This is a genomic window from Microbacterium sp. Y355, from assembly GCF_059445345.1.
Genome location: NZ_JCAIUD010000001.1, coordinates 145,098 through 168,672, shown reverse-complemented (window position 1 = coordinate 168,672; position 23,575 = coordinate 145,098). Strand labels below are relative to the sequence as shown.

Below are 23,575 nucleotides of genomic sequence, written 5' to 3'. Positions count from 1 at the left end.
ATGACTGCCGCCCTTCGAGGAACGGATACTACGCGCGCTTGCGCGAGGTCAGCACCTGGTCGACGATGCCGTACTCAAGAGCCTCGGCAGCAGAGAGGATGTTGTCGCGATCGATGTCGCGGTTGACCTTCTCTACCGGCTGGCCGGTGTGCTTGGCCATGGTCTCTTCGAGCCAGGTGCGCATGCGGAGGATCTCCGCCGCCTGGATCTCGATGTCGGATGCCTGCCCCTGGCCAGCCTCGCCCATGGCGGGCTGGTGGATCAGGACGCGGGCGTTCGGCAACGCAAGACGCTTGCCGGGCGCGCCAGCCGCGAGCAGCACGGATGCTGCGGATGCGGCCTGTCCCAGCACGACGGTCTGGATCTGCGGCGCGACGTACTGCATCGTGTCGTAGATCGCCGTCATCGCGGTGAACGACCCACCGGGCGAATTGATGTACATCGTAATGTCACGCTCAGCGTCCTGGCTCTCCAGAACGAGAAGCTGCGCCATCACGTCGTCAGCGGATGCGTCATCCACCTGCACACCGAGGAAGATCACGCGGTCTTCGAAGAGCTTGTTGTACGGGTCCTGGCGCTTGAAGCCGTATGCCGTGCGCTCCTCGAACTGCGGGAGGATGTACCTGCTGGAGGGCAGGTTGCCTGCGGATTGGAAAGTAGGCGTGTACATATGAGTCCTTTCGAATCCGTTACTTGTTGTCCTGATCGGTTCCGCCGCCACCAATGACGTCGGAAGCCGATTCGCGGATGTGGTCGACAAAGCCGTACTCAAGCGCCTCATCAGCCGTGAACCAACGGTCACGGTCGCCATCCTCGTTGATCTGCTCAACCGACTTGCCGGTCTGGCCTGCCGTGATCTCCGCAAGACGCTTCTTCATGGAGAGGATGAGCTGTGCCTGCGTCTGGATGTCGCTGGACGTTCCGCCGAAGCCACCGTGCGGCTGGTGCAGCAGCACACGCGCGTTCGGTGTGATGTAGCGCTTGCCCTTGGTGCCGGCGGTCAGCAGAAGCTGGCCCATGGATGCTGCCATGCCGATGCCAACGGTGACGATGTCGTTCGGTACGAACTGCATCGTGTCGTAAATCGCCATACCTGCGGTGATTGAGCCACCGGGCGAGTTGATGTAGAGGAAGATGTCCTTTTCCGAGTCCTCTGCGGCGAGAAGAAGAATCTTCGCGCAGATCTCGTTGGCGTTTGCGTCGCGCACCTCTGATCCAAGCCAGATGATGCGGTCCTTCAGCAACCTGTCGAAGACGCTCGTCGCGACGAGTGGTTCTGCAGCCATTTCAGCTCCTGTTTCCGTGTTCGGTGATTCGAATCTACCGGCGCAGACGCGGCGCTCAGGCCGTGTTCGCCGTCGGCATATCAGCGCGCCGTGCGCAGTTCGCGGGCGTATGCGGCCACGGAACTCCGGTACTGCGGGAGGAACGGTGCCAGCGTCTCCAGCGCGACCGACGCCGCGGCCACGGCGTCGCCCGCAGAGACAAGTGCCAATGCGTAGAATGCCGAAGCTGCGTCAGCGAGCTCTCCGCCACGCTCGCGCTCCTCTTTCAGCATCCGAAGGCTCTCTTCGGTCTTGCCGAGATTGCGTAGCGTACTAGCGAGCTGGATGGTTGCCTGAGCGCGACGAGACTCGTCGAGAGCGCCTGCCAACGCGCGCCGGTAGTAGGACACCGCCGCGTTCTCCAGCCCCGCCGAGTCGCGCGCTCCCGCGCGTTCGAACAGTGCTACTGGATCGTCGACCGCTCGTTCAGTAGCGAGCTCATCAATGAGACGGATCCGCGCGTCATCGGTGATTGCATCATCTGCCCAGACTGCGTCGACTCGTTCCTGCCAGTCGCTCATTTTCCTCCTCATATGCGAAAAGGCGGATGCCGAAGCATCCGCCTTTTCGTCAGAATCGCGTCGCGATCACTCAGCCTTGTCGGCAGCCTTCTTGGCCGGCGCCTTCTTGGCGGCGGGCTTCTTGGCCGGAGCCTTCTTCTCAGCGGGCTCTTCGTCAGCAGCCTCAGCGTCGTCGGCCTTCTTGGCGGCCGGCTTCTTCGCAGGAGCCTTCTTGGCCGGAGCCTTCTTCGCGGGCTTCTCGTCGACGGGAGCCTCAGACTCGGCGGCCTCGTCCTCGTCGTCCACAGAGACGAGGCTTGACAGGTCAACGGGCTTGCCGTTGGTGTCGACAACCTTGACCTTGCCGAGGGTGATCGCGAGAGCCTTGTTGCGGGCAACTTCGCCGGCCAGCGACGGGAGCTGGTTCGAGGACTGCAGTGCCTCGACGAACTCCTGCGGCTGCATGCCGTACTGCGAAGCCGACTGGATCAGGTACTGGCTGAGCTCTTCCTGCGAGACCTGCACGTCGGCCTGCTCGGCGATCGTGTCGAGCAGCACCTGCGTACGGAACTGCTTTTCGCTGGCAATGGTCACCTCGGCGCGATGCTCGTCGTCCTCAAGGCGGTTCTCGCCCTCAAGGTGGTTGTGCACCTCGTCTTCGATGAGCTGCGGCGGAACAGGGATCTCGGTCAGCTCGAGCAGCGCTTCGATGAGCTTGTCGCGGGCTGCAGAGCCCTGCGAGAAGACGGCCTGCTCGTTGACGCGCTCGGCGAGGCTGTCGCGCAGCTCGGCGATCGTGTCGAACTCGCTGGCAACCTGAGCGAAGTCGTCATCAGCCTCAGGAAGCTCGCGCTCCTTGACTGCCTTGACGGTGACTGCGACCTCAGCCTCGGAACCGGCGTTGTCGCCGCCGACCAGCTTCGAGCGGAACGTGGTGTCTTCACCGGCGGTGAGCGACTCAATAGCGTCGTCGATGCCCTCGAGCAGCTCGCCAGAGCCGACCTCGTAGGAAACGCCTTCGGCGCGGTCGATCTCAGCGCCATCGATCGTGGCGACCAGGTCGAGCTCAACGAAGTCACCCTTGGCGGCCGGACGGTCAACCGGGATCAGCGTTCCGAAACGAGCGCGCAGCTTGTCGAGCTCAGCGTCCAGTGCTTCCTCGTCTGCCTCGACAGCGTCAACGGTCAGCGTGACCTCGTCGAACGCAGGAATCTCGATCTCGGGGCGAACGTCAACCTCGACCTCGACGAGCAGGTCGCCGGAGAAGTCCTTCTCGTTGGGCCACACCTTGATGTCAGCCGACGGGCGACCGACGATTCGCAGGTTGTTCTCACGTGCTGCTTCGCGGAAGAACTTGTCGAGGCCCTCGTTGACAGCGTGCTCGATGACGGCGCCGCGGCCGATGCGCTGATCGATGATCGGAGCGGGAACCTTGCCCTTGCGGAAGCCGGGGATCTGGACGTCCTGTGCAATGTGCTCATATGCGTGCGCAATGCTGGGCTTGAGTTCGTCCGGGGTGACCGTGATGCTGAGCTTGACCCGGGTCGGGGTCAGCTTCTCGACGGTGCTGTTCGCCATGCTTCGTGTTCTCCTTTGGATTTCCGCGCAACGGCGCGGCCGTGAGGTTTTAGGGGGCCGTTGTCGGGGCGACAGGATTTGAACCTGCGACTTCCCGCTCCCAAAGCGGGCGCTCTACCAAGCTGAGCTACGCCCCGGTCGGTCCCGCGTACGGGATCGGCCTCGACGAGTCTAACGGACGGGAGCCGTCTCAACGTCCGCTATGCTTGACGAGTCCGTTCTTGAACCCCTGGGTTCGGTTCGGGGCTGTAGCTTAGTGGTAAAGCCTCTGTCTTCCAAACAGATGATGCGAGTTCGATTCTCGTCAGCCCCTCCACCTCTTCCGCGGGAGGATGCGCCGTGACACAGGCACCAGCTCCTCCGATGTCAACCACCCGCAAACTGCTTCGCGTAGTCATCGGCGTTGCGGCGCTCGGCATCGTTTGCGGGGCTATTCAGCTGATAGCGAATCTCAGCTATGACGACGCGCTCGTCGCTTTCGAATCGGTCGAATCGGATGCCGAGCGCAGCCATTCCGAATCGCTTGATGACCTCAGCATCCTTGAGGACGCCGTTGAAGCAGCTGACAGCATCGCCGGCTCCGCCAGCGAAATTCTGATGGATGTCTCGTTGAAACAAGCTCTCATCGTGGCGGTTGATGATGCGGAAATCACCACGGAGGACCTCGCCGCTGTCGTTGAGATGCCGGCGCCTCAGGCCGTAGACAAGCCGGAGTGGGCGTGGGAGCTGTTCGGCGCGACGATGCAGATCAACGCCGATCGCGAGACGTCTACTCAGCTGGTCGATAGCTACGAATCTGCCGGCGAGGATGCAATCGCCGCGGTGAGCGCACTAGAGGGCGCCGGCTCTCCTGCGCTGGTCTCGGCAGCTGACGCCGCAGAAGAATTTGAATCAGGCCACGTCTCCGCACGGAATCCTGACATCATCGCGCTGCGGTCCGCGACCGAGCGCGTCCGGGCAGCCGCAGACACGCTGGACAGCACCACATCCGCCGCATATTCAGATCTGGAGAGTGCGGTCGTGCAGATGCTGGCATCAGAGCACGCCGAACTCTTGGAGAAGGCAGGACCGCTCAACGACGCACGCATCGAGATCGAGGCGTTCGCCCGCAGCCTCGCCCCCGGCCTGCTGCTCGACTTCGACTGGTCACCGCTGGTGAACGACTTCGGCTACGGCGACAGCATGGGAGGCTACGCGACCTGGTGGTTCGGCGATCCTGGCTACGCGAACATCGAGCTGTCGAATTCCGTTGCCGAGTACTGGCCGGGCGATCGCAGCAAGGCTCTTGTCGCGCACGAAGTGGGTCACGCGATCAGCGTCAGGTGCGATGGCATGTACGACGACTCATCCCAGCAGAACATCGAGAACTGGGCGACCGCCTGGGCGATCAGCATGGGCTATCTCAGCGCGTCAAACGGCACAACCACATATGGCGCTCCCCCGCAGTCACTTATCGATGCGGCGGCCGGGTGTCGTTGATATTCGTTTCTGGCGCCGCCTCGTCGCGCCGTTCTCATCGGAGTACGACAAAACCGCCACGACCCGCAGGCCGCGACGGTTCCGTCAGAGTTCAGTGGTAGCGGGTCACGCCTGTCCGCGACGCTCGCGAACCTGTGTGAGGGCATCCTCGAGAAGCTGAACAGCTTCGTCGTCAGTGCGACGTTCCTTCACATACGCGAGGTGCGTCTTGTATGGCTCGTTCTTCGAGAGCGCCGGTGGGTTCGCCTTGTCGCGCCCGGCCGGGAGTCCCGACTGCGGGTGATCGATCGTTTCCGGAATCTCCTCTTCGGGGAGACCAGCGGCGAAGTGGCGAACAGTCTCGTTGCCGAGTCCGTCCCAGTAAGACACCGCAATGCGGTCGGCGTGGTAGCCGTGGTCCTGCTCACCCATCGGGCCGGAACCGACACGGGTTCCGCGGATCGCATTGCCTCCAGAGGCCATGGTCAGATCACCTCGAGCTTCGTGATGAGGCCCAGCGCGACAATGGAGATGAACCATACGAGCGCCAGGACGATGGTGAAGCGGTTGAGGTTTCGCTCCGCGAGACCGGATGAACCGACCACAGAAGTCATGCCTCCGCCGAACATGTCGGAAAGACCGCCGCCGCGGCCCTTGTGGAGAAGGATGAGGAGAGTCAGCAGGACGCTGGTGATGCCCAGCACAACCTGCAGGACGAACTCAAGAATTGCCACGAGGGAGAGCCTTTCGATGGGGCAGAGTGCCCGTGAACGTCAAGTATACGACGGAGGCGGGGCCGAAGCCCCGCCGCCGCTCATACGCCGACGTGCTTTTCGAACCGGATGATTGCGGCGAAGTCCTGGGCGACGAGGCTTGCGCCACCGACCAGCGCGCCGTCTACATCAGGCTCACGCATGAAGCTGGCGATGTTCGCTGCCTTCACCGATCCGCCATAGAGGATGCGGGTGCGTGCTGCAGCGTCCTCGTCGAGAGTCTTCGCCAGAACGCCGCGAAGCGCAGCGCAGACATCCTGCGCCTGCTGCGGAGTCGCTGCCTGACCAGAACCGATCGCCCAGACCGGCTCGTAGGCAACGACGATGTCCGCGGATGCCGGAACACCCTTGAGCGCGGCCTCGAGCTGACCGGCCGGTACGGCACTCGCGCCGAACTTCTCCAGGTCTTCTGCCGTCTCACCGACGCAGATGACCGGAACAAGACCGTGCTTCAGCGCCGCCTGCACCTTGGCCGCCACGACATCGTCACCCTCGGCGTGGTATTCACGACGCTCCGAGTGGCCGATGATGACGTACTTCGCATCGAGCTTTGCGAGGAACTCACCGGAGATCTCACCGGTGTACGCACCGGAGTCGTGTGAGGAGACATCCTGAGCGCCAAGTGCGAACGGGATCTTGTCCGCGTCAATCAGCGTCTGCACACTGCGGAGGTCGGTGAATGGCGGGAAGACCGCGACCTCGACCGAGCCGTCCTCATGCTTCGCGTCCTTGAGCGCCCAGTGCAGCTTCTGCACGAACGCGACCGCCTGCAGGTGGTCAAGGTTCATCTTCCAGTTGCCCGCAATCAGCGGGGTACGGGTTGTTACGCCCATCCGAGCACCTCCAGGCCGGGTAGTTTCTTGCCCTCGAGGAACTCGAGGCTTGCGCCTCCGCCCGTCGAGATGTGACCGAACTGGTCATCCGAGAAGCCGAGCTGACGCACGGCTGCTGCGGAGTCGCCGCCGCCAACGACGCCGAGGCCATCAACCTCGGTGAGCGCCTGAGCGACGGCCTTGGTTCCCGCCGCGAACGCGGGGAACTCGAACACGCCCATCGGGCCGTTCCAGAACACCGTCTTCGAACCGCGGATGGCCTCGGCGAATGCCGCTGCGGTCTCCGGTCCGATGTCGAGTCCGATGCCGGAAGCACCGAACGACGTCTGCTCGATGGCATCCGCGGCAACGGTCTCGTGCGCAGCATCCGCCGCGAACGACGCCGCCACAACAACATCCGTCGGCACCACGATCTCGACGCCGCGCTCAGCGGCCTCAGCAATGTAGCCACGAACGGTGTCGAGCTGGTCTTCCTCGAGGAGGCTCGCGCCGACGGCGTGCCCCTGCGCCTTCAGGAAGGTGAACAGCATCCCTCCACCGACGAGAATACGGTCGACGCGCGGCAGCAGGTGCGAGATCACACCGAGCTTGTCGCTGACCTTCGAACCCCCGAGAACAACCGTGTACGGCCGCTCTGGGTTCTCGGTGAGTCGGTCCAGCACGTCAAGCTCTGTCGCGATCAGCAGGCCGGCCGCTGACGGCAGGATCTCGGCGAGGTCGTAGACACTCGCCTGCTTGCGGTGCACGACGCCGAATCCGTCGGAAACGAGTGCGTCACCCAGTTGCGCGAGCTCGGCCGCGAATGCCCGACGCGTGGCGTCATCCTTCGAGGTCTCCCCCGCGTTGAAGCGCAGGTTCTCGAGAACCACGATGCCGCCATCGTCGATGGCTGCCACAGCTTCCTGCGCGGACTCGCCGACGGTGTCGCGCGCGAACGCAACCGGCTTGCCGAGCAGCTCGGACAGTCGCTGGGCAACTGGTTCGAGACTGTACTGCGGATCAGGAGCACCATCGGGGCGACCCAGATGGGAGCACACGATGACGCGTGCTCCGGCGTTGATGAGGGCATTCAGAGTCGGCAACGAAGCACGCACACGGCCATCGTCCGTTATGACCCCGTCCCGGAGGGGGACGTTGAGGTCACAACGGACGATGACGCGCTTGCCTTCGAGCGAACCCAGCGAATCCAGGGTGCGCAGAGTCATGACGAACTCAGATACGCTCTGCGACGTACTCGGTGAGGTCGACGAGACGGTTGGAGTAGCCCCACTCGTTGTCGTACCAGCTCGAGACCTTCACGAGGTTGCCGCTGACGTTGGTCAGCGTCGAGTCGAAGACCGACGAGTGCGCGTTGTGCACGATGTCGCTCGAGACGATCTCGTCCTCGTTGTACTGCAGGAAGCCGACCAGGCGACCGTCAGCCGCTGCCTTCTTGTATGCAGCGTTGACCTCATCGACCGTGAGGTCTTCACGCTCGGCGATGATCGTCAGGTCGACGATCGAGCCGGTGGGAATCGGCACGCGGTATGAAGAGCCGCTGAGCTTGCCGTTGAGCTCGGGGAGCACAACGCCGATCGCCTTTGCGGCGCCGGTGGATGCCGGGGTGATGTTGATCGCAGCACCACGTGCGCGGCGCAGGTCGCTGTGCGGCCCGTCCTGCAGGTTCTGGTCAGCTGTGTACGCGTGCGCCGTCATCATGAAGCCACGGACGATGCCGAACTCGTCGTTGAAGACCTGAGCCAGCGGAGCGAGGCAGTTGGTGGTGCAGGATGCGTTGGAGATGATGTTGTGCGCAGCCGCGTCGTAGGTGTCCTCGTTCACGCCCATGACGAACGTGGCGTCGACGTCGGTGCCAGGAGCCGAGATCAGGACCTTCTTGGCTCCTGCATCGATGTGCTTCTGTGCGAGGGGACCCTTGGTGAAGAAGCCGGTCGACTCGATGACGATGTCAACACCCAGCTCGCCCCACGGGAGGTTCGAGGGGTCGCGCTCTGCGAACGCCTTGATCTTCTTGCCGTTGACAGTGATGCTGTCATCGTCGTAACTGACCTCAGCATCGAGTACGCCGCTGACGGAGTCGTACTTGAGCAGGTGCGCCAGGGTCTTGTTGTCGGTGAGGTCGTTGACCGCGACGATTTCGAGGTCTGCTCCCTGCGCGAGTGCCGCGCGGAAGTAGTTGCGTCCGATACGGCCGAAGCCGTTGATGCCGATCTTGACAGACACTAAGGTCTCTCCCTGCTTCTCGAGCGCTCTCGCGCATTTTAGATAGAGAATTCGTGGACAACGGCGTCCCGACGGGCTCGATGCCCATCAGGACGCCCGTCTTGGTTACGACAGTACCAGCAGGCCGTTCGTCTGCTTACGGGCGACGTCGAAACGCTGTGCGACGTTCTCCCAGTTAGCGATGTTCCACGCGGCCTTGACGTAGTCCGCCTTCACGTTGAGGTAGTCCAGGTAGAAGGCGTGCTCCCACATGTCGAGCTGGAACAGCGGGATCGTGCCCTGGGCCGCATTCGACTGCTGGTCGAACAGCTGCTGAATGATCAGTCGCTGGCCGATCGAGTCCCAGCTGAGCACGGACCAACCCGACCCCTGGATACCCATGGCGGTGGCAGTGAAGTGCGCCTGGAACTTCTCGAACGAGCCGAAGAACTCGTCGATAGCGGCCTTCAACTCGCCCTCGGGCGCTCCGCCACCGTTCGGGGAGAGGTTGGTCCAGAAGATCGAGTGGTTGACGTGACCGCCGAGGTTGAACGCAAGATCCTTCTCGAGCTTGTTCACGTTGGCCAGATTCCCGCTGTCGCGAGCCTCGGCGAGGCCGTCGAGAGCCGCGTTTGCGCCGGTGACGTATGCCTGGTGGTGCTTGTCATGGTGCAGTTCCATGATCTTGCCGCTGATGTGCGGTTCCAGCGCCGCGAAGTCGTAGGGGAGGTCAGGGAGCGTGTAGATCGCCATGTCGCTTTCATCCAATCCGCGCCGCGCCGCGGCGCTTGTCGGTCCTCCGCGCCACCGAAATGCGGCGAGGAGCAGACTTTTTCATCTTATCGACGACAACGCCCCCACGGTGGGGATCCTTCCTTCGATGACAGAAATTCATCCTGCATCGGCGTGAGGATTAGACGTCGAGGCCGACCGGGACCGCTGCTTCAGTTCCGGAGATGCCCTCCTGCTGAGCGCGCTTGTCTGCCATCGCCAAGAGGCGACGGATGCGGCCAGCGACGGCGTCCTTCGTCAGCGGTGGCTCCGCGTGATGGCCGAGCTCATCGAGACTCGCGTCGCGGTGCGCGAGGCGCAGCTCACCTGCGAGGCGCAGGTGGTCAGGAACGTCCTCGGCGAGAATCTCCAGCGCACGCTCAACACGAGCGCATGCCGCTACGGCCGCCTGCGCAGAACGTCGCAGGTTCGCATCGTCGAAATTGACGAGCCTGTTGACACCGGCGCGCACTTCACGGCGCTGACGCATCTCTTCCCAGGTGGCTGCAGTCTTCTGCGCACCCATCTGGCTCAGAATCGATCGGATCGCTTCGCCTTCGCGCACAACCACGCGCGGCATCCCACGAACCTCGCGGGCCTTTGCTGCCACGCCGAGTCGGTGAGCGGCGCCGACGAGCGCCATGGCTGCCTCAGACGTCGGGCACGAAACCTCGAGCATTGCCGAGCGACCAGGCTCAGAGAGCGATCCCGCGGCGAGGAACGCGCCGCGCCAGAGGCCGGCGATCTCCTCACGAGATCCTGTGGTGAGCCTGTTCGGCAGCCCCCGCACGGGGCGACGGCGCTGATCGAGCAACCCGGTCTGACGCGCGAGGGTCTCCCCCGCGGCGATGACGCGGACGGCGTACCGTGGGCCATCGTGCGAGCCGGACGATTGCACCTGGGCGATCTCGGGGCGTACTCCATAGATCTCGGCAAGATCGCGAGCGACGCGGCGTGCCAACAGATCGGCATCCACCTCTGCCTCAACGGCGACACGACCGGCGATCGAGTGAAGTCCACCGGCGAACCGGAGGATTGCGGTGACTTCCGCGACTCGCACCGAGGGGGGTGCATTGCGGATGCTGACGAGTTCAGCCTTGACGTCGGTGGTTAGTGCCACGGGACTCCTTGTAAAACTTCATGCGTCGGATCGCGACGCAAAGAACTAGTTTACCCGGCGCGGCGCCGATCTATTCTCGGCCTAGGTCTCGGTGGCGCACGTTGATCGCGATCCCGGGGATCGACGACAGTCGTTTGGCGAGCGCTTCAGACATCGCGACGGAGCGATGTTTGCCGCCGGTGCATCCGATCGCGACCGTCGAGTGCCCCTTGTTCTCCCGCTGATATCCCGCGAGAACTGGCTCCAGAGCCGCCGCATATGCCTCAAGAAACTCACCGGCACCCTCGCGAGAGAGCACGTAGTCACGTACTGACTCGTCCTGGCCGGTCAGTCCGCGCAGCTCTTCGTTCCAGTAAGGGTTCGGGAGAAAACGCATATCGGCGACCAGATCCACGTCGGTTGGCAGACCATATTTGAATCCGAAGCTCAGGATCGTCAGTCGGTGCCGGGCTGCACCCTCCTCGGAGAAGGTCTCGGAGACCTGCGTCGCGAGCTGGTGAATGTTCAACGACGAAGTGTCGATGACGATGTCTGCAGCCTCTCGCACCAGCGTCAGTCGAGAACGCTCCAGACGAATGCCGTCGAGCAGCGTGCCGTCGTCCTGCAGCGGATGTGGCCTGCGCACCGACTCGAACCGACGAACGAGCACGTCGTCAGAGGCGTCGAGGAAGACCACTTTGACACTGCCTCGCGAACGAAGAGCACGTGCCACTTCGGGGAAGTCGTTGAACAGATTGCGGCCACGCACATCGACGACGGCGGCAACCTTGGGAAGTGCTCCACCACCGAGTTCGGTGAGATCGAGCAGTGGGCGCAGCATTTGCGGCGGGAGGTTGTCGACGACGTACCAGTCAAGATCCTCCAGCGCATTCGCCACTGTTGAACGTCCTGCACCGGACATGCCGGTGACGATGAGGAACTCGTTCTTCTCCTCGTCGGCCATCGGTTCTCCTTCTCGCTGTGAAGGCCAGCCTATCGAGTCGCGAGGTGAGTGTGGATGCTCTGCGCCAGTGCAGGGCCGATTCCCTGCACTTCCTGAATCTGAACCGACGTCGCACTGCGCAGTGCGGTCACTGATCCGAAGTGCTTCAGCAGCACCTTGATACGTGACGCACCGAGGCCAGGAACCTCCTCGAGCACCGTGGAGATGTCGCTTCTGCGGCGCTTGCGCTGATGGATGATGGCGAACCTGTGCGCCTCATCGCGCAGCCGCTGCAGCAGATAGAGTGCCTCACTGGTGCGGGGCAGGATCACGGGGAAGTCCTCTCCCGGCAGCCACACCTCTTCCAATCGTTTCGCGATGCCGCACAGTCCGATCTCGGTGTGCCCGGAGTCGCGCAGTGCGCGGGCCGCCGCCTCTACCTGTGGCTTTCCACCGTCAACGAGCAGCAGTTGCGGCGGATACGAGAAGCGGGGCTTCTTGCGGGTCGTGACGACCTCTTCGCCGTCGGCGAGTGGGTCAGCATCCACGGCGAGCAACTCGGCATCATCCGGCCGGTCCAGATATGCCAGACGACGCATGAGCACCTGGTACATCGAGTCAGTGTCATCCGTCGTCTCGGCGATGTTGAACGATCGGTACTGATCTTTCCGCGGCAGTCCGTCTTCGAACACGACCATGGATGCGACGACATTCGTGCCGCCGAGATGCGAAATGTCGTAGCACTCGATGCGCAGTGGCGCGGTGCCAAGGTCGAGCGCCTCCTGCAGGTCGGTGAGGGCCTGGGTGCGCGCCACGTAGTCAGTGGTGCGACGAGTCTTGTGACGAATGAGTGCCTGCTGCGCGTTGAGCGTTGCCGTACGCATCATTTCCGCACGCTGGCCACGCTGCGCCACGGCGATCTCGACCTTGCGGCCACGGCGTTCACGCAGCCACATCTCCAGCTCTGGTGCGTCGTCCGGGAGCGAGGGCACAAGCACGCGCCGCGGCACATCAACACCCTCGCCGTAGGCGCGCTGCAGCACCTGGTCGACGAGCTCGGAACCGGAGATGTCGATCTCCTTCTCGATCGTCGTCGCGCGTACTCCCCGCACGCGTCCACCGCGGATCACGAAGTGCTGCACAGTGGCCGCGAGTTCGTCCTCTGCAATGCCGAACAGATCAGCATCCTCGTCCGCAGGCAGCACAAGAGAGCTTTTTCCGAGCACAGCCGCGATCGAGGCCAGCTGGTCGCGATACTTCGCGGCCGCCTCATAATCCATGGCAGCAGAGGCCGCCAGCATCCGCTTGGTGAGTTCCTTGGCGAAACGCTCGTCTCCGCCTGCCATGAACGCGACAAAGTCGTCGACCATCGCCCGGTGTTCCTCGATCGTCACCTTCATCGAGCAGGGGCCACCGCACTTGCCGATCTGCCCGGGAAAGCAGGGCCGCCCTGTCGCCATGGCGCGCTTGTAGCTGGCATCGCTACACGTGCGGATGGGGAAAGCCTTGACCATCAGGTCGATCGTCTCGTGCACCGCCCATACCTTCGGGTACGGACCGAAGTACCGCGCTCGAGGGATCTTTCGATTGCGTGTGACCAGTACGCGCGGTGCTTCATCACCGAGCGTCACCGCCATAAACGGATAGGACTTGTCGTCCTTGTAGCGCACGTTGAACGGCGGATCGAACTCCTTGATCCACATGTACTCGAGTTGCAGCGAGTCCACGTCGGTCGGGACGACGGTCCATTCCACAGAGGCCGCTGTGGTGACCATCCTTCTGGTGCGCTCATGCAATGTGCGCAGAGGGGCGAAGTAGTTCGAGAGCCGCTGGCGCAGGTTCTTCGCCTTGCCGACGTACAGCACACGCCCCTCAGCATCCCGGAACCGGTACACACCCGGATCAGTCGGGATCTCGCCCTGTTTGGGCTTGTAAGGTAAAACGTCGGCCATCAGCTGGCCTTCCGTGCCCCGCGTCCCGCGCCGAGGATCTCACCGAGGAACATGCCCGTGTGGCTCTCCTCAACACGAGCAATCTGCTCCGGAGTGCCGGTGGCGAGGATCTGACCGCCACCAGAGCCGCCCTCGGGTCCGAGGTCGATCACCCAATCTGCGGACTTGATCACGTCGAGGTTGTGCTCGATGACGATCACGGTATTGCCCTTGTCCACGAGAGAGTTCAACACCTCGAGGAGCTTGCGGACGTCCTCGAAATGCAAGCCGGTGGTCGGTTCGTCGAGAACGTAGATGCTGCGGCCGTTGCTGCGGCGCTGAAGCTCTGTGGCGAGCTTGACGCGCTGCGCTTCACCGCCCGAAAGGGTAGTCGCGGACTGGCCGAGGCGCACATACCCGAGCCCCACGTCGACCAACGTCTTCATGAAGCGGTGGATCGCCTGGATGGGCTCAAAGAACTCGGCTGCCTCTGCGATCGGCATCTCCAGAACCTCAGCGATGTTCTTGCCCTTGTAGTGCACCGTGAGCGTGTCGCGGTTGTATCGCTTGCCGTGGCAGACCTCGCAGTCGACGTACACATCAGGCAGGAAGTTCATCTCGATCTTGATCGTGCCGTCGCCGGAGCATGCATCGCAACGCCCACCCTTGACGTTGAAGCTGAACCGGCCAGGCAGGTAGCCACGCACCTTCGCTTCTGGCGTCTCGCTGAACAGTGTGCGGATGCGGTCGAAGACACCGGTGTACGTCGCCGGGTTCGACCGAGGGGTGCGACCGATGGGCGCCTGATCGACGTGCACCACCTTGTCGAGGTTGTCGAGCCCGGTCACGCGAGTGTGCTTGCCTGCGAGCGTGCGTGCACCGTTGAGCTTGGAGGCGAGCACCCGATAGAGGATGTCGTTGACCAGCGAAGACTTGCCTGAGCCGCTCACGCCGGTGACGGCGGTGAGCACACCCAGTGGGAAGTCGGCAGTGACGTTCTGCAGATTGTTCGCGCGCGCTCCGACGACGCTGAGCAACCGCTTCTTGTCGATCTTGCGGCGTTTCTTGGGCATCGGAATCTCACGACGTCCGGCCAGATAGTCGCCGGTCATCGACTCTGTTTCGCTGAGCAGCGCCGAGTACGGCCCCGAGTGCACGACAGAGCCGCCGTTGACTCCAGCACCAGGTCCGATATCGACGACCCAGTCGGCCGCCTCGATCGTCTCTTCATCGTGTTCGACGACGATCAACGTATTTCCGAGGTCACGCAACTTCTGCAGAGTGTCGATCAGACGTCGATTGTCGCGCTGGTGCAGGCCGATCGACGGCTCATCGAGAACGTAGAGCACACCGGTGAGCCCGGAACCGATCTGGGTCGCCAGACGGATGCGCTGCGCTTCACCGCCGGAGAGTGAGCCGGCCGCGCGACTGAGATTCAGGTATGCGAGGCCCACCTGCAACAGGAAGTCAAGACGGAGTCGAATCTCGCGCAGCACCTGAGCCGCGATCTTCGCCTCACGGTCGGTGAGACTCAGCGTCGCCATGAAATCGTGCGCGTCGGCCAGGCTCAGGTGCGAGACCTCGGCGATCGAGTGCCCGTGCACCTTGACGGCAAGCACCTCAGGCTTGAGACGGTTGCCATCGCACGCGGGGCACGGCACTTCGCGGAGGTACTCGCCCCAGCGCGCGCGCTGATTGTCGCTCTCTGCTTGCGCGTACTGACGTTCGATGTATGGCACCACACCCTCGAAGCCGGAGGCATAACGCATCTCCCGGCCGTAGCGGTTCTTCCACTTGACCGTGACCTTGTAGTTCTCGCCACGGAGAATGGCATCCTGCACGTCTACGCGCAGGTCTTTCCACGGCGTGTCGAGATCGAAGTTCAGGTCACGAGCAAGACCATCGAGGAGTCGCTCGTAGTACTGGAACAACCCCTTGCCCTGCGTCGTCCACGGGATGATGGCCCCCTCGCGGATGGAGAGTTCTTCATCGCCCAGCATCAGATCGACGTCGACGGACATGCGTGTGCCGAGACCGGAACAGGTCGGGCAGGCGCCGAATGGGGCGTTGAACGAGAAGGTGCGCGGCTCGATCTCGGTGAGCGTGATCGCGTGCCCGTTGGGGCAAGCCAGATTCTCAGAGTATGACTGCCAGGCGTCTTCGCCCTCCGCCTCGACGAAGTTGACCTGCACGACGCCGTCGGCGAGGCCCAGCGCGGTCTCGACGGAGTCGGTGACGCGGCCGAGAATGTCATCGGATGCGACGAGTCGGTCGACGACCACGGCGATGTCGTGCTTGTAGCTCTTCTTCAGCGTCGGCGGCTCAGCCAACTGGATGAGATCGCCGTCGACGATGGCCCGCGAATAGCCCTTCGCGCCGAGCTCGCGGAACAGGTCGACGAACTCGCCCTTCTTCTGCGAGACGATCGGCGCCACGATCTGGTAGCGGGTGCGGTCTGGCAGCTCCATGAGCTGATCCGCGATCTGCTGCACCGTCTGGCGCTGGATCTTCTCCCCGCATTCCGGACAGTGCGGGATGCCGATGCGCGCCCAGAGCAGCCGCATGTAGTCATAGATCTCGGTGATCGTGCCGACCGTCGAGCGCGGGTTACGGTTCGTCGATTTCTGATCGATCGACACTGCGGGGCTTAGCCCCTCGATGAAGTCGACGTCAGGACGGTCGACCTGTCCGAGGAACTGCCGCGCGTAGGCGCTCAGCGATTCGACGTAACGACGCTGGCCTTCGGCGAAGATCGTGTCGAAAGCGAGACTGGACTTCCCGGATCCGGACAGGCCGGTGAACACGACGAGCGAGTCGCGTGGGATATCGATGTCGACGTTCTTGAGGTTGTGGACGCGGGCACCGCGAACACTGAGTTTTCCGGCGCTGACTACGGGGACAATAGGCACCGAACAAGTCTACGAGGGGCCACAGACATTGGCTCCGCTACAACGTTCAGGAACGCCGCTCAGCGCGTTTCGTCCGCAGCAGGAACAGGATCGCGAATGACACCAGCGCGCCGGCCCCGATGATCGCCGCGCCGGCCACGGTCACTACCCCTGAGAGGAACGCCAGCATCACCAGCAGCGTCAGCGGTTGAGCGATGAGTTGGATGAGCAGCACACGGCGCATGCTCGGCCACAGGGCTGCGAGCACCACCCGAGAACGCCACGGGATCACCAATAGCAGCGACGACACGACATGGATGATGTGCACGGCGAGCACAGCGACCATTGCCCGCCAGATGCTGGGATCGTTCATCAACATTCCGACGGCGACGCCTGCGATCGAGAACCATCCGCCGAAGCTCTGCGGCACGATCACGCCCAACACAGCTGCCGCCACGACGGCGATCTGCCAGCCGGTCACCGGCACAAGCAGGAAGGCCACGACAGAGACAAACACGATGAACAATGCACGCAGTCCGACCGCTGAAATCGAAGCGGCGGTGCGAAGTCGATCGTTCGTGCGACGGAGTCCGCTCATTGTCTGGTCCTCGCCATCGCGCGCAACGCCGCTCCCACGTCGTTCCCCCACGCCGCTGTGTCGACACCGGCGTTGCCCAGGTCATGCAGCACTTCTTCGCGCTCGGCCAGGACGGTGCGCAGCGCCACCTGCTGTTCTCTGCTCAGCCTCGCGCGATCAAGCACCGGCAAGATGTCGACCGCGACCACACGATGTCCTGCTGCCCGCCACATCAGGGCGATATCGGATGCCGCACCGTCGAAGAACGTCGAGAGCACGAAGATCACCGAACCGTGAGGCACCGGCGGTGTCCGGCGAAATCGCGTATCTTCGCCGGCCTGTCCGGTCGCGGCGATCGCCGCTTCGACGCGGGCCAGATGCCGGGCGCCAGCCCCACTGCGCACCGAACGCCCGCCATGCATGAGCACGTGCAGTGTCACTCGGTCCCCCGCGGCGATAGCGGCGGTGGCAATCGACCGTGCCGCCTGCCGCGAGAGATCAAGCGAGGTCACGCCACTGCGTTCCAGATCACCGCTCCCCCACGTCGCCACCGCAGCGCCCAGATCATCTGCCGTGTCCATTGCGATGACGACAGTCGCGTCACTCAGAGTGTTCGTGCGTCGCACCATCAGATCGCCTGGCCGGCGCGCCATGCGAGCGGTGGCACGCCAGTCCACGCGACGCAGCTCATCCCCTGGAACGAATTGATGGGTATCTCGGAAGTCGCCGCCCTGACCCTGCCGCCGCCCTTCATGACTGCCGTGCATGCCGGTCAGTCTTGGCGATAGTGGCAGCAACGGCAGCGAAGTCTCAGCGGGAGCAATGCTGCGGACAGACTGTGTGATCGCCGTTGCAGCGCCGAGCACCGCGCCATCGACGGAGAGTCCCCGAGCGGATGCCTTCACCGCGGTGACGGGCCCCGAGTGCAGCGACCGACTGAGCGAGATCACAGACGCGCCGCCGACGGGCACAAGCAGATGGCGTCGACGCCGCTCTGACTGCACCACGACGAGTTCGGCCAGCTCCGCGTCCCCCGTGACGTTGATCTCGGTGCGCAGGACTCCGTCGTCGTTTTCGGCGGGCAGCGCCCTCAGCGTGACCGCAACTGATTCCGCATCATGGCGCCGATTCAGCGCCGCTCCGCTCAGCAACGCCAGCGGCATTCCCATCGCAACGACGTCGGGCCGCGAGAAGATCAGTCCCAAACCCGCGAGCGCAGCGGCACAGGCGAAGGCGAGCACCAGCCCAGGCCCCCAGCGGCTCTGCATAGAACCGACCTTCACGCCGGCGCACCCACCGTCGGCGGCACTGGCACCTGACTCACAATGCCCTGAATCACCTGCTCGGCGCTGACCCCCTGCGCCCAAGCCTGCGGCGTCAGGGTCAGGCGATGCGCGAGCACCGGCACAGCGATTCGCTTGATGTCATCGGGGCGCACAAACTCGCGGCCGTCCAGCGCAGCCAGAGCGCGGCCGAGCAGAAGCAGTCCCAACGATCCGCGCGGCGACGCTCCGACTGCGACGTTCTGCGCGTGACGTGTGGCGCGGGCGATATCCACGCAGTATCGCGCGATGTCCGGATGCACGTGGATCGCTTCGACGGCCTGCTGCACTTCGACGAGCCGCGCCGCATCGATCACCGGCGCCACGCTGGTTGCCTCCTGCTGACGAGCGATGCGGTTCATCAGAATCTGAGTCTCGCCGGACTCCTCCGGGTATCCCACAGACAGTCGCACCATGAAGCGATCAAGCTGTGCCTCCGGCAGGGCATACGTGCCTTCGTATTCAATCGGGTTCGACGTCGCGATCACGTGGAAGGGCGCGGCGAGCGGAAAGCTGTTGCCCTCAACGGTCACCTGGCGCTCCGCCATCGCCTCCAACATGGCCGATTGTGTCTTCGGTGTCGTGCGGTTGATCTCGTCGGCAAGCAGCAGACCGGTGAAGATCGGCCCGGGGCGAAATACGAACTCGCCGGTATCCGGCGCGTAGACATACGACCCTGTCACGTCTCCAGGGAGCATGTCCGGCGTGCATTGCAGGCGGCGGAAGTCGAGACCGAGAGCGGATGCCAAGCTTCTGGCCGCGAGCGTTTTGCCAAGTCCAGGCACATCTTCGAACAGCACGTGACCGCCGGCGAGAATTGTCGCCAGTGCGATCTCGACCGGGTTGTCCATCCCGACCACGACGGTGCGAACGGCGGCGAGGATCTGAGCACCGGTTTCTGCGATCGAGGTGTCCTGGGCGATCGAGGTGCTCCGGGCGATCGAGGTGTTCTCGGTCATTTCTTCTCCTTCGTCGGTGAAAGCCTGTCGATGGTATCCAGAGCGCGTTCGAGGTCCTGACGCTTCGTTCCAGGTCCGACGAGCCGATCCCAGACGTCGATCCCCACCAGCGCGTCGATCTGATTCCGGTGCTCGGGATTCTCGGTGTCGAGCCCATGGCGCCGCAAGCTGCGACTGAGCGTTCTGCGCACCCGACGGGTGATGAGCTCACCGGCATGTCCCGTGCTCGGATTCAGAGACCATGCCATCTGTGCGATCGCGGTTCCGCGACGCTCGGGCCCGGCAGGGATGTCAGGCGCATCGACTCTGGGGTCATCCGGGAGTGCAAGCTGTGACAGCAGCGCCAGGAGTCCGGCGAGCACAGCCCATGCGATCGCGAACACCAGTTCCACGCCGACGGCGAAGAACAGAATGAGCGTCACAACACCGGCAACCGCGAGCGCGACAAAGATTCGAGAACGCGTCATCGCCACCCCTTTTCGATGATCCGGAGCGCGGCGCGTGCGCTGTCGCGGTCGTCCTCGCCGGCTGCGTGGCCTCCGAAGCGGACGCTCTCGTACAGTCGCAGCAGCTCTTGCGCGGCATCTGAGATGCCCTCACGGCGGGTGATGATGCGCAACGCGAACTCTGATGGTGTTTCGCTCACGCCGCGTGCGATCCCCGCATCCGCTGCACTCTCCTCGAGGCCGACCCACGCTGCGATGATCGCGTCGGTCGGAACAACGCGCTCATCGATGATCCGCAGCGCACCTTCGATGCCGCGACGGATTACCGGAGCTGCAGCGTCAGGTTCTTCGGGCAGCGCTTGCTCTTCGAGGTCTTGGCCGACCTCGCTCCCATCGCGGATGCGCATGGGACGATCGCGCCATGCGCGCATCAGCGCGCGAACCACCAGCACGATGATCGCGATCGCGGCAGCGCTCGCAAGCACAATGAAGATGATCCCGATGATTGCGCTGACGATGTCTGAGTTCGACTCCGGAAGCGGAGTCGGTGTGCCCGTCGGCATCGGTTCGGTGGTCGCTTGGAGAGGCGGAATCTCGCGCGGTTCAAGGTCCGGAGGGTTGATCTCAGGGATCCCCTGCACGGATGCCGCGATCATGACGATCAGAAACAGACCGGCGACAGAGCCGAAGAGTGCGAGCCGCTTCACGCCACGCACCGACCATAGATTGGTGTGACGCAGCGCATGTCCTCACCCTATGGGGTGGGCGCAAGTCACTTGTCCACGCGACCAGAAAATGGGGATAACCCGTCACGGAGAGTCGCGACCTGCTCGACGTTCATGTGCACCGCGGCCATCACCTGGTGCGGCACATCGACAGCGCGGGCGCGAAGTGCTCTTCCCGCATCGGTGAGTGTGATGTCGAGGCGACGCTCATCTGCGCTGCTGCGTTCGCGCGCAATGAGTCCCTCTTTCTCTAGCCTTTTGACCAGCGGCGAGGCAGTTGCGGAGTCGAGCGCGAGGTCGGCCGCAAGATCGTTCAGTGTTCGGGGCGACCGCTCCCACAGAGCAAGCATCACCAGGTACTGCGGATGGGTGAGCCCCAGCGGCTCGAGGATCGGCCGATAGATCGATACGACGTTGCGGGCTGCCGTCACGAGTGCAAAGCAGAGCTGGTTCTCCAGCTTGAGCAGGTCATCGGAACTCTTCACAGTTCGATTATACATATCGCGCTAATAATTAGTACACTAAGCATCATGGAGAACAGTTCAGATCGAGTGCCCCTTCGCACACGTATCCGCGAAGCGGGCGGACTGTACAGGTGGTTCAACTCAAACCTGATCCGCCTTGCGGGTCCGGCCGCGGTCGGCCCGTACGAGTCGACGCCGCCACCCAGTGCGGCGGAGCGCGCTGAGCGTGCATGTCCGCTGTGTGGCCACCCCATGACTGAGCATGAGATCGATCGCTCCGGCACGAAGCCGCTCATGCACTGCCCGCGATAACGCACGCTTCGGAGTGACTCAATCGCGTCACCGGTCAGCGTTGTCCTCTCTGGCGACGTCCAGCCAGAACATCAACTGCGTGTCATCAACGAGCGCGTCCGCCGCGACGTCCAGCCAGCCCGACTTCATCGTGCGCGAGCCCATGATCGCGCGCGATGCTCCTGTCTGCATCAGCAGTGTCGCCGCCTGTTTATCGGACGCATGCACGAGCAGCACGCCGCCTTTGCGTGCTCCAACAAGGATTCGCCCATGCAGGAGGAACGCGCGGCTGCCGAACATCGATTTCTCTTCGCACCCCGGCTCCGCACCCAGCATCGCCCTGACTCGGTCAGCCAGCGCGAGTCCCGCCGTATCCACCCTGTCGCCTCCCGCTGATCACGCGTGACCCGCGCGCTCCATGGCGCGCAGTTCTTTCTTCAGGTCTTGCACTTCGTCTCGCAGTCGTCCGGCGAGTTCGAACTTCAACTCGCCCGCCGCCGCGAGCATCTGGTCGGAGAGATCCTGGATCATCGCCTCCAGTTGCTCAGCGCCTTCGGCCGCGATGCCCACGCGCCGCAACTGAGGTGTCGGGCTCTTACCCTTGCCGGACTTCGTGCCTTTGCCGCGCAGCAGCTCCTGAGTGTCGGATGCTTCGCGGTTGAGCACGTCCGTGATGTCAGCGATCCGCTTGCGCAGCGGCTGCGGGTCGATCCCGTGCTCCAAGTTGTACGCGACTTGCTTCTCGCGACGACGATCCGTCTCCTCGATGGCCTTCGCCATCGAGTCGGTGATCCTATCGGCGTACATGTGCACCTGGCCCGAGACATTTCGAGCGGCACGACCGATCGTCTGAATCAGAGACGTACCCGAGCGGAGGAACCCCTCCTTGTCGGCATCCAGGATCGCCACCAGAGACACCTCAGGAAGGTCGAGGCCCTCTCGAAGCAGGTTGATGCCGACCAACACGTCGTAGACACCGGCGCGCAGTTCGCTGAGCAGTTCGACGCGGCGAAGTGTGTCGACGTCGGAGTGCAGGTAGCGTACTCGGACACCGTGCTCGCTGAGGAAGTCGGTAAGCTCTTCCGACATCTTCTTAGTCAGAGTTGTGACGAGCACTCGCTCATTACGCTCCACCCGCAGTCGAATCTCTTCCAGCAGATCGTCGATCTGCCCCTTCGACGGCTTCACGATGATCTCGGGATCGATCAAGCCCGTGGGGCGGATGATCTGCTCGACGATGCCGTCGGCGATGCCCATCTCGTATTTCCCAGGGGTCGCCGAGAGATACACAGTCTGACCGATACGGTTCTTGAACTCGTCGAACCGCAGCGGTCGGTTGTCCATCGCGCTCGGCAGCCGGAAGCCGTGATCCACGAGTGTGCGCTTACGTGACGCATCCCCCTCGTACATCGCACCGATTTGCGGCACCGCCACATGAGATTCGTCGATCACCATCAGGAAGTCATCGGGGAAGAAGTCGAGCAGCGTGTGCGGCGGCTCCCCCGGTGCTCTGCCGTCCATATGGCGGGAGTAGTTCTCGATCCCGGAGCAGAATCCCAATTGCTGCAGCATCTCAAGATCGAAAGTGGTGCGCATGCGCAGTCGCTGCGCTTCGAGCAGCTTTCCCTGACGCTCGAACTCCGCAAGACGCTCTTCGAGCTCAGCTTCGATCGTTCCGATCGAACGCTGGATCACTTCCGTACCGGCAACGTAGTGCGAGGCGGGGAAGATCGGCACCGCATCAAGCTTCGCGATGATGTCACCCGTGAGTGGATGCAGCGAGTACAGCGCTTCAATCTCGTCGCCGAACAGCTCGATGCGGATCGCGGTCTCTTCGTAAACCGGGATGATCTCGATCGTGTCTCCGCGTACGCGGAAGTTGCCGCGCGAGAAATCGACATCGTTGCGGTTGTACTGCATCGCGATGAACTGGCGGATGAGGGCGTCACGGTCATAGCGCTCCCCCACCTGCAGGGCGACCATCGCGCGCAGATACTCTTCCGGAGCGCCGAGTCCGTAGATGCACGACACCGTGGAGACGACGATGACATCGCGCCGGCTGAGCAGCGAGTTCGTCGTGGAGTGACGCAGACGCTCGACCTCGGCGTTGATCGAGGAGTCCTTCTCGATGAACGTGTCTGTCTGCGGTACGTATGCCTCGGGCTGGTAGTAGTCGTAGTACGAGACGAAGTACTCGACCGCGTTGTTCGGCATGAGCTCACGGAACTCGTTCGCCAGCTGCGCCGCGAGTGTCTTGTTGTGCGCCAGCACCAGAGTCGGGCGCTGAACCTGCTCGATCAGCCAGGCTGTCGTCGCCGACTTTCCGGTTCCTGTTGCGCCGAGCAGCACAACATCGGTCTCACCGGCGTTGATGCGCGCCGTGAGTTCAGCGATCGCCTGCGGCTGGTCGCCGGCGGGCTCGTAATCGCTGATCACCTCGAACGGACGGACGCTGCGCGTAGGTTGCATCCTTCCAGCGTAGGCGGAGCC

Annotated in this window: 24 protein-coding genes and 2 tRNA genes; 3 read left to right on the top strand and 23 right to left on the bottom strand. The window is 63.3% G+C overall.

The features are described 5' to 3' along the window. Positions 1–28: 28 nt before the first annotated feature. The 5 genes from AC1C2O_RS00860 to AC1C2O_RS00840 all read right to left on the bottom strand — a co-directional run bounded on the left by AC1C2O_RS00860 (position 29) and on the right by AC1C2O_RS00840 (position 3,540). A complete protein-coding gene (locus AC1C2O_RS00860) occupies positions 29–670 on the bottom strand; it encodes an ATP-dependent Clp protease proteolytic subunit (protein WP_495428538.1) in 642 nt (213 codons plus the stop codon). Positions 671–689: 19 nt separating this feature from the next. Next, positions 690–1,286, bottom strand: a complete 597-nt coding sequence (locus tag AC1C2O_RS00855; protein ID WP_439277881.1) for an ATP-dependent Clp protease proteolytic subunit — start codon at positions 1,284–1,286, stop codon at positions 690–692. An 80-nt stretch (positions 1,287–1,366) separates the two neighbouring features. Next, entirely contained in the window at positions 1,367–1,846 is a 480-nt protein-coding gene (locus AC1C2O_RS00850) for a tetratricopeptide repeat protein (RefSeq protein ID WP_495428537.1), read from the bottom strand. Between the two features lie 66 nt (positions 1,847–1,912). Further along, positions 1,913–3,403, bottom strand: a complete 1,491-nt coding sequence (tig, locus tag AC1C2O_RS00845) for a trigger factor (RefSeq protein ID WP_495428536.1) — start codon at positions 3,401–3,403, stop codon at positions 1,913–1,915. A 63-nt stretch (positions 3,404–3,466) separates the two neighbouring features. After that, positions 3,467–3,540, bottom strand: a tRNA-Pro gene (locus tag AC1C2O_RS00840). A gap of 105 nt (positions 3,541–3,645) precedes the next feature. On the opposite strand from AC1C2O_RS00840, the gene AC1C2O_RS00835 reads away from it, so the two are divergent. Further along, a tRNA-Gly gene (locus AC1C2O_RS00835) sits at positions 3,646–3,719 on the top strand. A gap of 23 nt (positions 3,720–3,742) precedes the next feature. After that, positions 3,743–4,882: a hypothetical protein gene (locus AC1C2O_RS00830; RefSeq protein WP_495428535.1), complete on the top strand. Its 1,140-nt coding sequence runs from the start codon at positions 3,743–3,745 to the stop codon at positions 4,880–4,882. Positions 4,883–4,987: 105 nt separating this feature from the next. On the opposite strand, the gene AC1C2O_RS00825 is transcribed toward AC1C2O_RS00830, so the two are convergent. From AC1C2O_RS00825 to AC1C2O_RS00750, 16 genes are all read right to left on the bottom strand, one after another. After that, entirely contained in the window at positions 4,988–5,344 is a 357-nt protein-coding gene (locus tag AC1C2O_RS00825; RefSeq protein WP_495428534.1) for an RNA polymerase-binding protein RbpA, read from the bottom strand. Positions 5,345–5,346: 2 nt separating this feature from the next. Next, complete coding sequence (gene secG, locus AC1C2O_RS00820; protein ID WP_495428533.1) at positions 5,347–5,595, bottom strand: preprotein translocase subunit SecG; 249 nt, start codon at positions 5,593–5,595, stop codon at positions 5,347–5,349. An 80-nt stretch (positions 5,596–5,675) separates the two neighbouring features. Continuing rightward, positions 5,676–6,467 carry a triose-phosphate isomerase gene (gene tpiA, locus AC1C2O_RS00815; RefSeq protein ID WP_495428532.1) on the bottom strand — a complete coding sequence of 264 codons (792 nt, stop codon included), beginning with the start codon at positions 6,465–6,467 and terminating at the stop codon, positions 5,676–5,678. After that, a complete protein-coding gene (locus tag AC1C2O_RS00810) occupies positions 6,458–7,672 on the bottom strand; it encodes a phosphoglycerate kinase (RefSeq protein WP_495428531.1) in 1,215 nt (404 codons plus the stop codon). Before AC1C2O_RS00810 ends, tpiA begins: the two co-directional genes overlap by 10 nt. Positions 7,673–7,679: 7 nt before the next feature. Beyond that, the gene (gene gap, locus AC1C2O_RS00805; protein ID WP_495428530.1) at positions 7,680–8,690 is read right to left on the bottom strand and encodes a type I glyceraldehyde-3-phosphate dehydrogenase; all 1,011 of its coding nucleotides are present in this window, start codon (positions 8,688–8,690) and stop codon (positions 7,680–7,682) included. 105 nt (positions 8,691–8,795) lie between these two features. Next, complete coding sequence (locus AC1C2O_RS00800; protein ID WP_495428529.1) at positions 8,796–9,422, bottom strand: superoxide dismutase; 627 nt, start codon at positions 9,420–9,422, stop codon at positions 8,796–8,798. Positions 9,423–9,582: 160 nt separating this feature from the next. Beyond that, positions 9,583–10,560 (bottom strand): DNA-binding protein WhiA, encoded by a 978-nt coding sequence (whiA, locus tag AC1C2O_RS00795; RefSeq protein ID WP_495428528.1) that lies wholly within the window; start codon positions 10,558–10,560, stop codon positions 9,583–9,585. Positions 10,561–10,630: 70 nt separating this feature from the next. Continuing rightward, the gene (gene rapZ, locus AC1C2O_RS00790) at positions 10,631–11,503 is read right to left on the bottom strand and encodes an RNase adapter RapZ (protein ID WP_495428527.1); all 873 of its coding nucleotides are present in this window, start codon (positions 11,501–11,503) and stop codon (positions 10,631–10,633) included. A gap of 29 nt (positions 11,504–11,532) precedes the next feature. Beyond that, positions 11,533–13,434, bottom strand: a complete 1,902-nt coding sequence (uvrC, locus tag AC1C2O_RS00785; protein WP_495428526.1) for an excinuclease ABC subunit UvrC — start codon at positions 13,432–13,434, stop codon at positions 11,533–11,535. Further along, on the bottom strand, positions 13,434–16,322 hold the full coding sequence (gene uvrA, locus AC1C2O_RS00780) for an excinuclease ABC subunit UvrA (RefSeq protein WP_495428525.1): 2,889 nt from the start codon (positions 16,320–16,322) through the stop codon (positions 13,434–13,436). Before uvrA ends, uvrC begins: the two co-directional genes overlap by 1 nt. 46 nt (positions 16,323–16,368) lie before the next feature. Beyond that, positions 16,369–16,899, bottom strand: coding sequence for a hypothetical protein (locus tag AC1C2O_RS00775; protein WP_495428524.1), 531 nt, complete (start codon positions 16,897–16,899; stop codon positions 16,369–16,371). Then, positions 16,896–18,146, bottom strand: a complete 1,251-nt coding sequence (locus tag AC1C2O_RS00770) for a DUF58 domain-containing protein (protein ID WP_495428523.1) — start codon at positions 18,144–18,146, stop codon at positions 16,896–16,898. The genes AC1C2O_RS00775 and AC1C2O_RS00770 overlap by 4 nt, the downstream gene beginning before the upstream one ends. An 11-nt stretch (positions 18,147–18,157) precedes the next feature. Beyond that, positions 18,158–19,159 carry an AAA family ATPase gene (locus tag AC1C2O_RS00765; RefSeq protein ID WP_495428522.1) on the bottom strand — a complete coding sequence of 334 codons (1,002 nt, stop codon included), beginning with the start codon at positions 19,157–19,159 and terminating at the stop codon, positions 18,158–18,160. Beyond that, positions 19,156–19,626 carry a hypothetical protein gene (locus AC1C2O_RS00760; protein WP_495428521.1) on the bottom strand — a complete coding sequence of 157 codons (471 nt, stop codon included), beginning with the start codon at positions 19,624–19,626 and terminating at the stop codon, positions 19,156–19,158. Before AC1C2O_RS00760 ends, AC1C2O_RS00765 begins: the two co-directional genes overlap by 4 nt. Further along, on the bottom strand, positions 19,623–20,312 hold the full coding sequence (locus AC1C2O_RS00755) for a DUF4129 domain-containing protein (RefSeq protein WP_495428520.1): 690 nt from the start codon (positions 20,310–20,312) through the stop codon (positions 19,623–19,625). The genes AC1C2O_RS00760 and AC1C2O_RS00755 overlap by 4 nt, the downstream gene beginning before the upstream one ends. Before the next feature lie 65 nt (positions 20,313–20,377). Continuing rightward, on the bottom strand, positions 20,378–20,815 hold the full coding sequence (locus tag AC1C2O_RS00750) for a MarR family winged helix-turn-helix transcriptional regulator (protein ID WP_495428519.1): 438 nt from the start codon (positions 20,813–20,815) through the stop codon (positions 20,378–20,380). A 45-nt stretch (positions 20,816–20,860) separates the two neighbouring features. Between AC1C2O_RS00750 and AC1C2O_RS00745 the strand changes: the two genes are divergently transcribed. Further along, positions 20,861–21,106 carry a hypothetical protein gene (locus tag AC1C2O_RS00745; RefSeq protein WP_495428518.1) on the top strand — a complete coding sequence of 82 codons (246 nt, stop codon included), beginning with the start codon at positions 20,861–20,863 and terminating at the stop codon, positions 21,104–21,106. A gap of 27 nt (positions 21,107–21,133) precedes the next feature. On the opposite strand, the gene AC1C2O_RS00740 is transcribed toward AC1C2O_RS00745, so the two are convergent. Both AC1C2O_RS00740 and uvrB read right to left on the bottom strand, forming a co-directional pair. After that, the gene (locus AC1C2O_RS00740; protein ID WP_495428517.1) at positions 21,134–21,463 is read right to left on the bottom strand and encodes a TfoX/Sxy family protein; all 330 of its coding nucleotides are present in this window, start codon (positions 21,461–21,463) and stop codon (positions 21,134–21,136) included. Positions 21,464–21,481: 18 nt separating this feature from the next. Further along, complete coding sequence (gene uvrB / locus AC1C2O_RS00735) at positions 21,482–23,554, bottom strand: excinuclease ABC subunit UvrB (RefSeq protein ID WP_495428516.1); 2,073 nt, start codon at positions 23,552–23,554, stop codon at positions 21,482–21,484. Positions 23,555–23,575: the final 21 nt, after the last annotated feature.

What these genes read in the sequence shown, in the direction of transcription:
- rapZ (WP_495428527.1), bottom strand. Translation starts at nt 11,503, where the DNA reads ATGGCCGACGAGGAGAAGAACGAGTTCCTCATCGTCACCGGCATGTCC.
- tig (WP_495428536.1), bottom strand. Translation starts at nt 3,403, where the DNA reads ATGGCGAACAGCACCGTCGAGAAGCTGACCCCGACCCGGGTCAAGCTC.
- AC1C2O_RS00800 (WP_495428529.1), bottom strand. Translation starts at nt 9,422, where the DNA reads ATGGCGATCTACACGCTCCCTGACCTCCCCTACGACTTCGCGGCGCTG.
- uvrC (WP_495428526.1), bottom strand. Translation starts at nt 13,434, where the DNA reads ATGGCCGACGTTTTACCTTACAAGCCCAAACAGGGCGAGATCCCGACT.
- AC1C2O_RS00850 (WP_495428537.1), bottom strand. Translation starts at nt 1,846, where the DNA reads ATGAGCGACTGGCAGGAACGAGTCGACGCAGTCTGGGCAGATGATGCA.
- AC1C2O_RS00760 (WP_495428521.1), bottom strand. Translation starts at nt 19,626, where the DNA reads ATGACGCGTTCTCGAATCTTTGTCGCGCTCGCGGTTGCCGGTGTTGTG.
- tpiA (WP_495428532.1), bottom strand. Translation starts at nt 6,467, where the DNA reads ATGGGCGTAACAACCCGTACCCCGCTGATTGCGGGCAACTGGAAGATG.
- AC1C2O_RS00825 (WP_495428534.1), bottom strand. Translation starts at nt 5,344, where the DNA reads ATGGCCTCTGGAGGCAATGCGATCCGCGGAACCCGTGTCGGTTCCGGC.
- AC1C2O_RS00745 (WP_495428518.1), top strand. Translation starts at nt 20,861, where the DNA reads ATGGAGAACAGTTCAGATCGAGTGCCCCTTCGCACACGTATCCGCGAA.
- AC1C2O_RS00810 (WP_495428531.1), bottom strand. Translation starts at nt 7,672, where the DNA reads ATGACTCTGCGCACCCTGGATTCGCTGGGTTCGCTCGAAGGCAAGCGC.
- AC1C2O_RS00775 (WP_495428524.1), bottom strand. Translation starts at nt 16,899, where the DNA reads ATGAGCGGACTCCGTCGCACGAACGATCGACTTCGCACCGCCGCTTCG.
- AC1C2O_RS00860 (WP_495428538.1), bottom strand. Translation starts at nt 670, where the DNA reads ATGTACACGCCTACTTTCCAATCCGCAGGCAACCTGCCCTCCAGCAGG.
- AC1C2O_RS00770 (WP_495428523.1), bottom strand. Translation starts at nt 18,146, where the DNA reads ATGCAGAGCCGCTGGGGGCCTGGGCTGGTGCTCGCCTTCGCCTGTGCC.
- uvrB (WP_495428516.1), bottom strand. Translation starts at nt 23,554, where the DNA reads ATGCAACCTACGCGCAGCGTCCGTCCGTTCGAGGTGATCAGCGATTAC.
- AC1C2O_RS00855 (WP_439277881.1), bottom strand. Translation starts at nt 1,286, where the DNA reads ATGGCTGCAGAACCACTCGTCGCGACGAGCGTCTTCGACAGGTTGCTG.
- AC1C2O_RS00765 (WP_495428522.1), bottom strand. Translation starts at nt 19,159, where the DNA reads ATGACCGAGAACACCTCGATCGCCCGGAGCACCTCGATCGCCCAGGAC.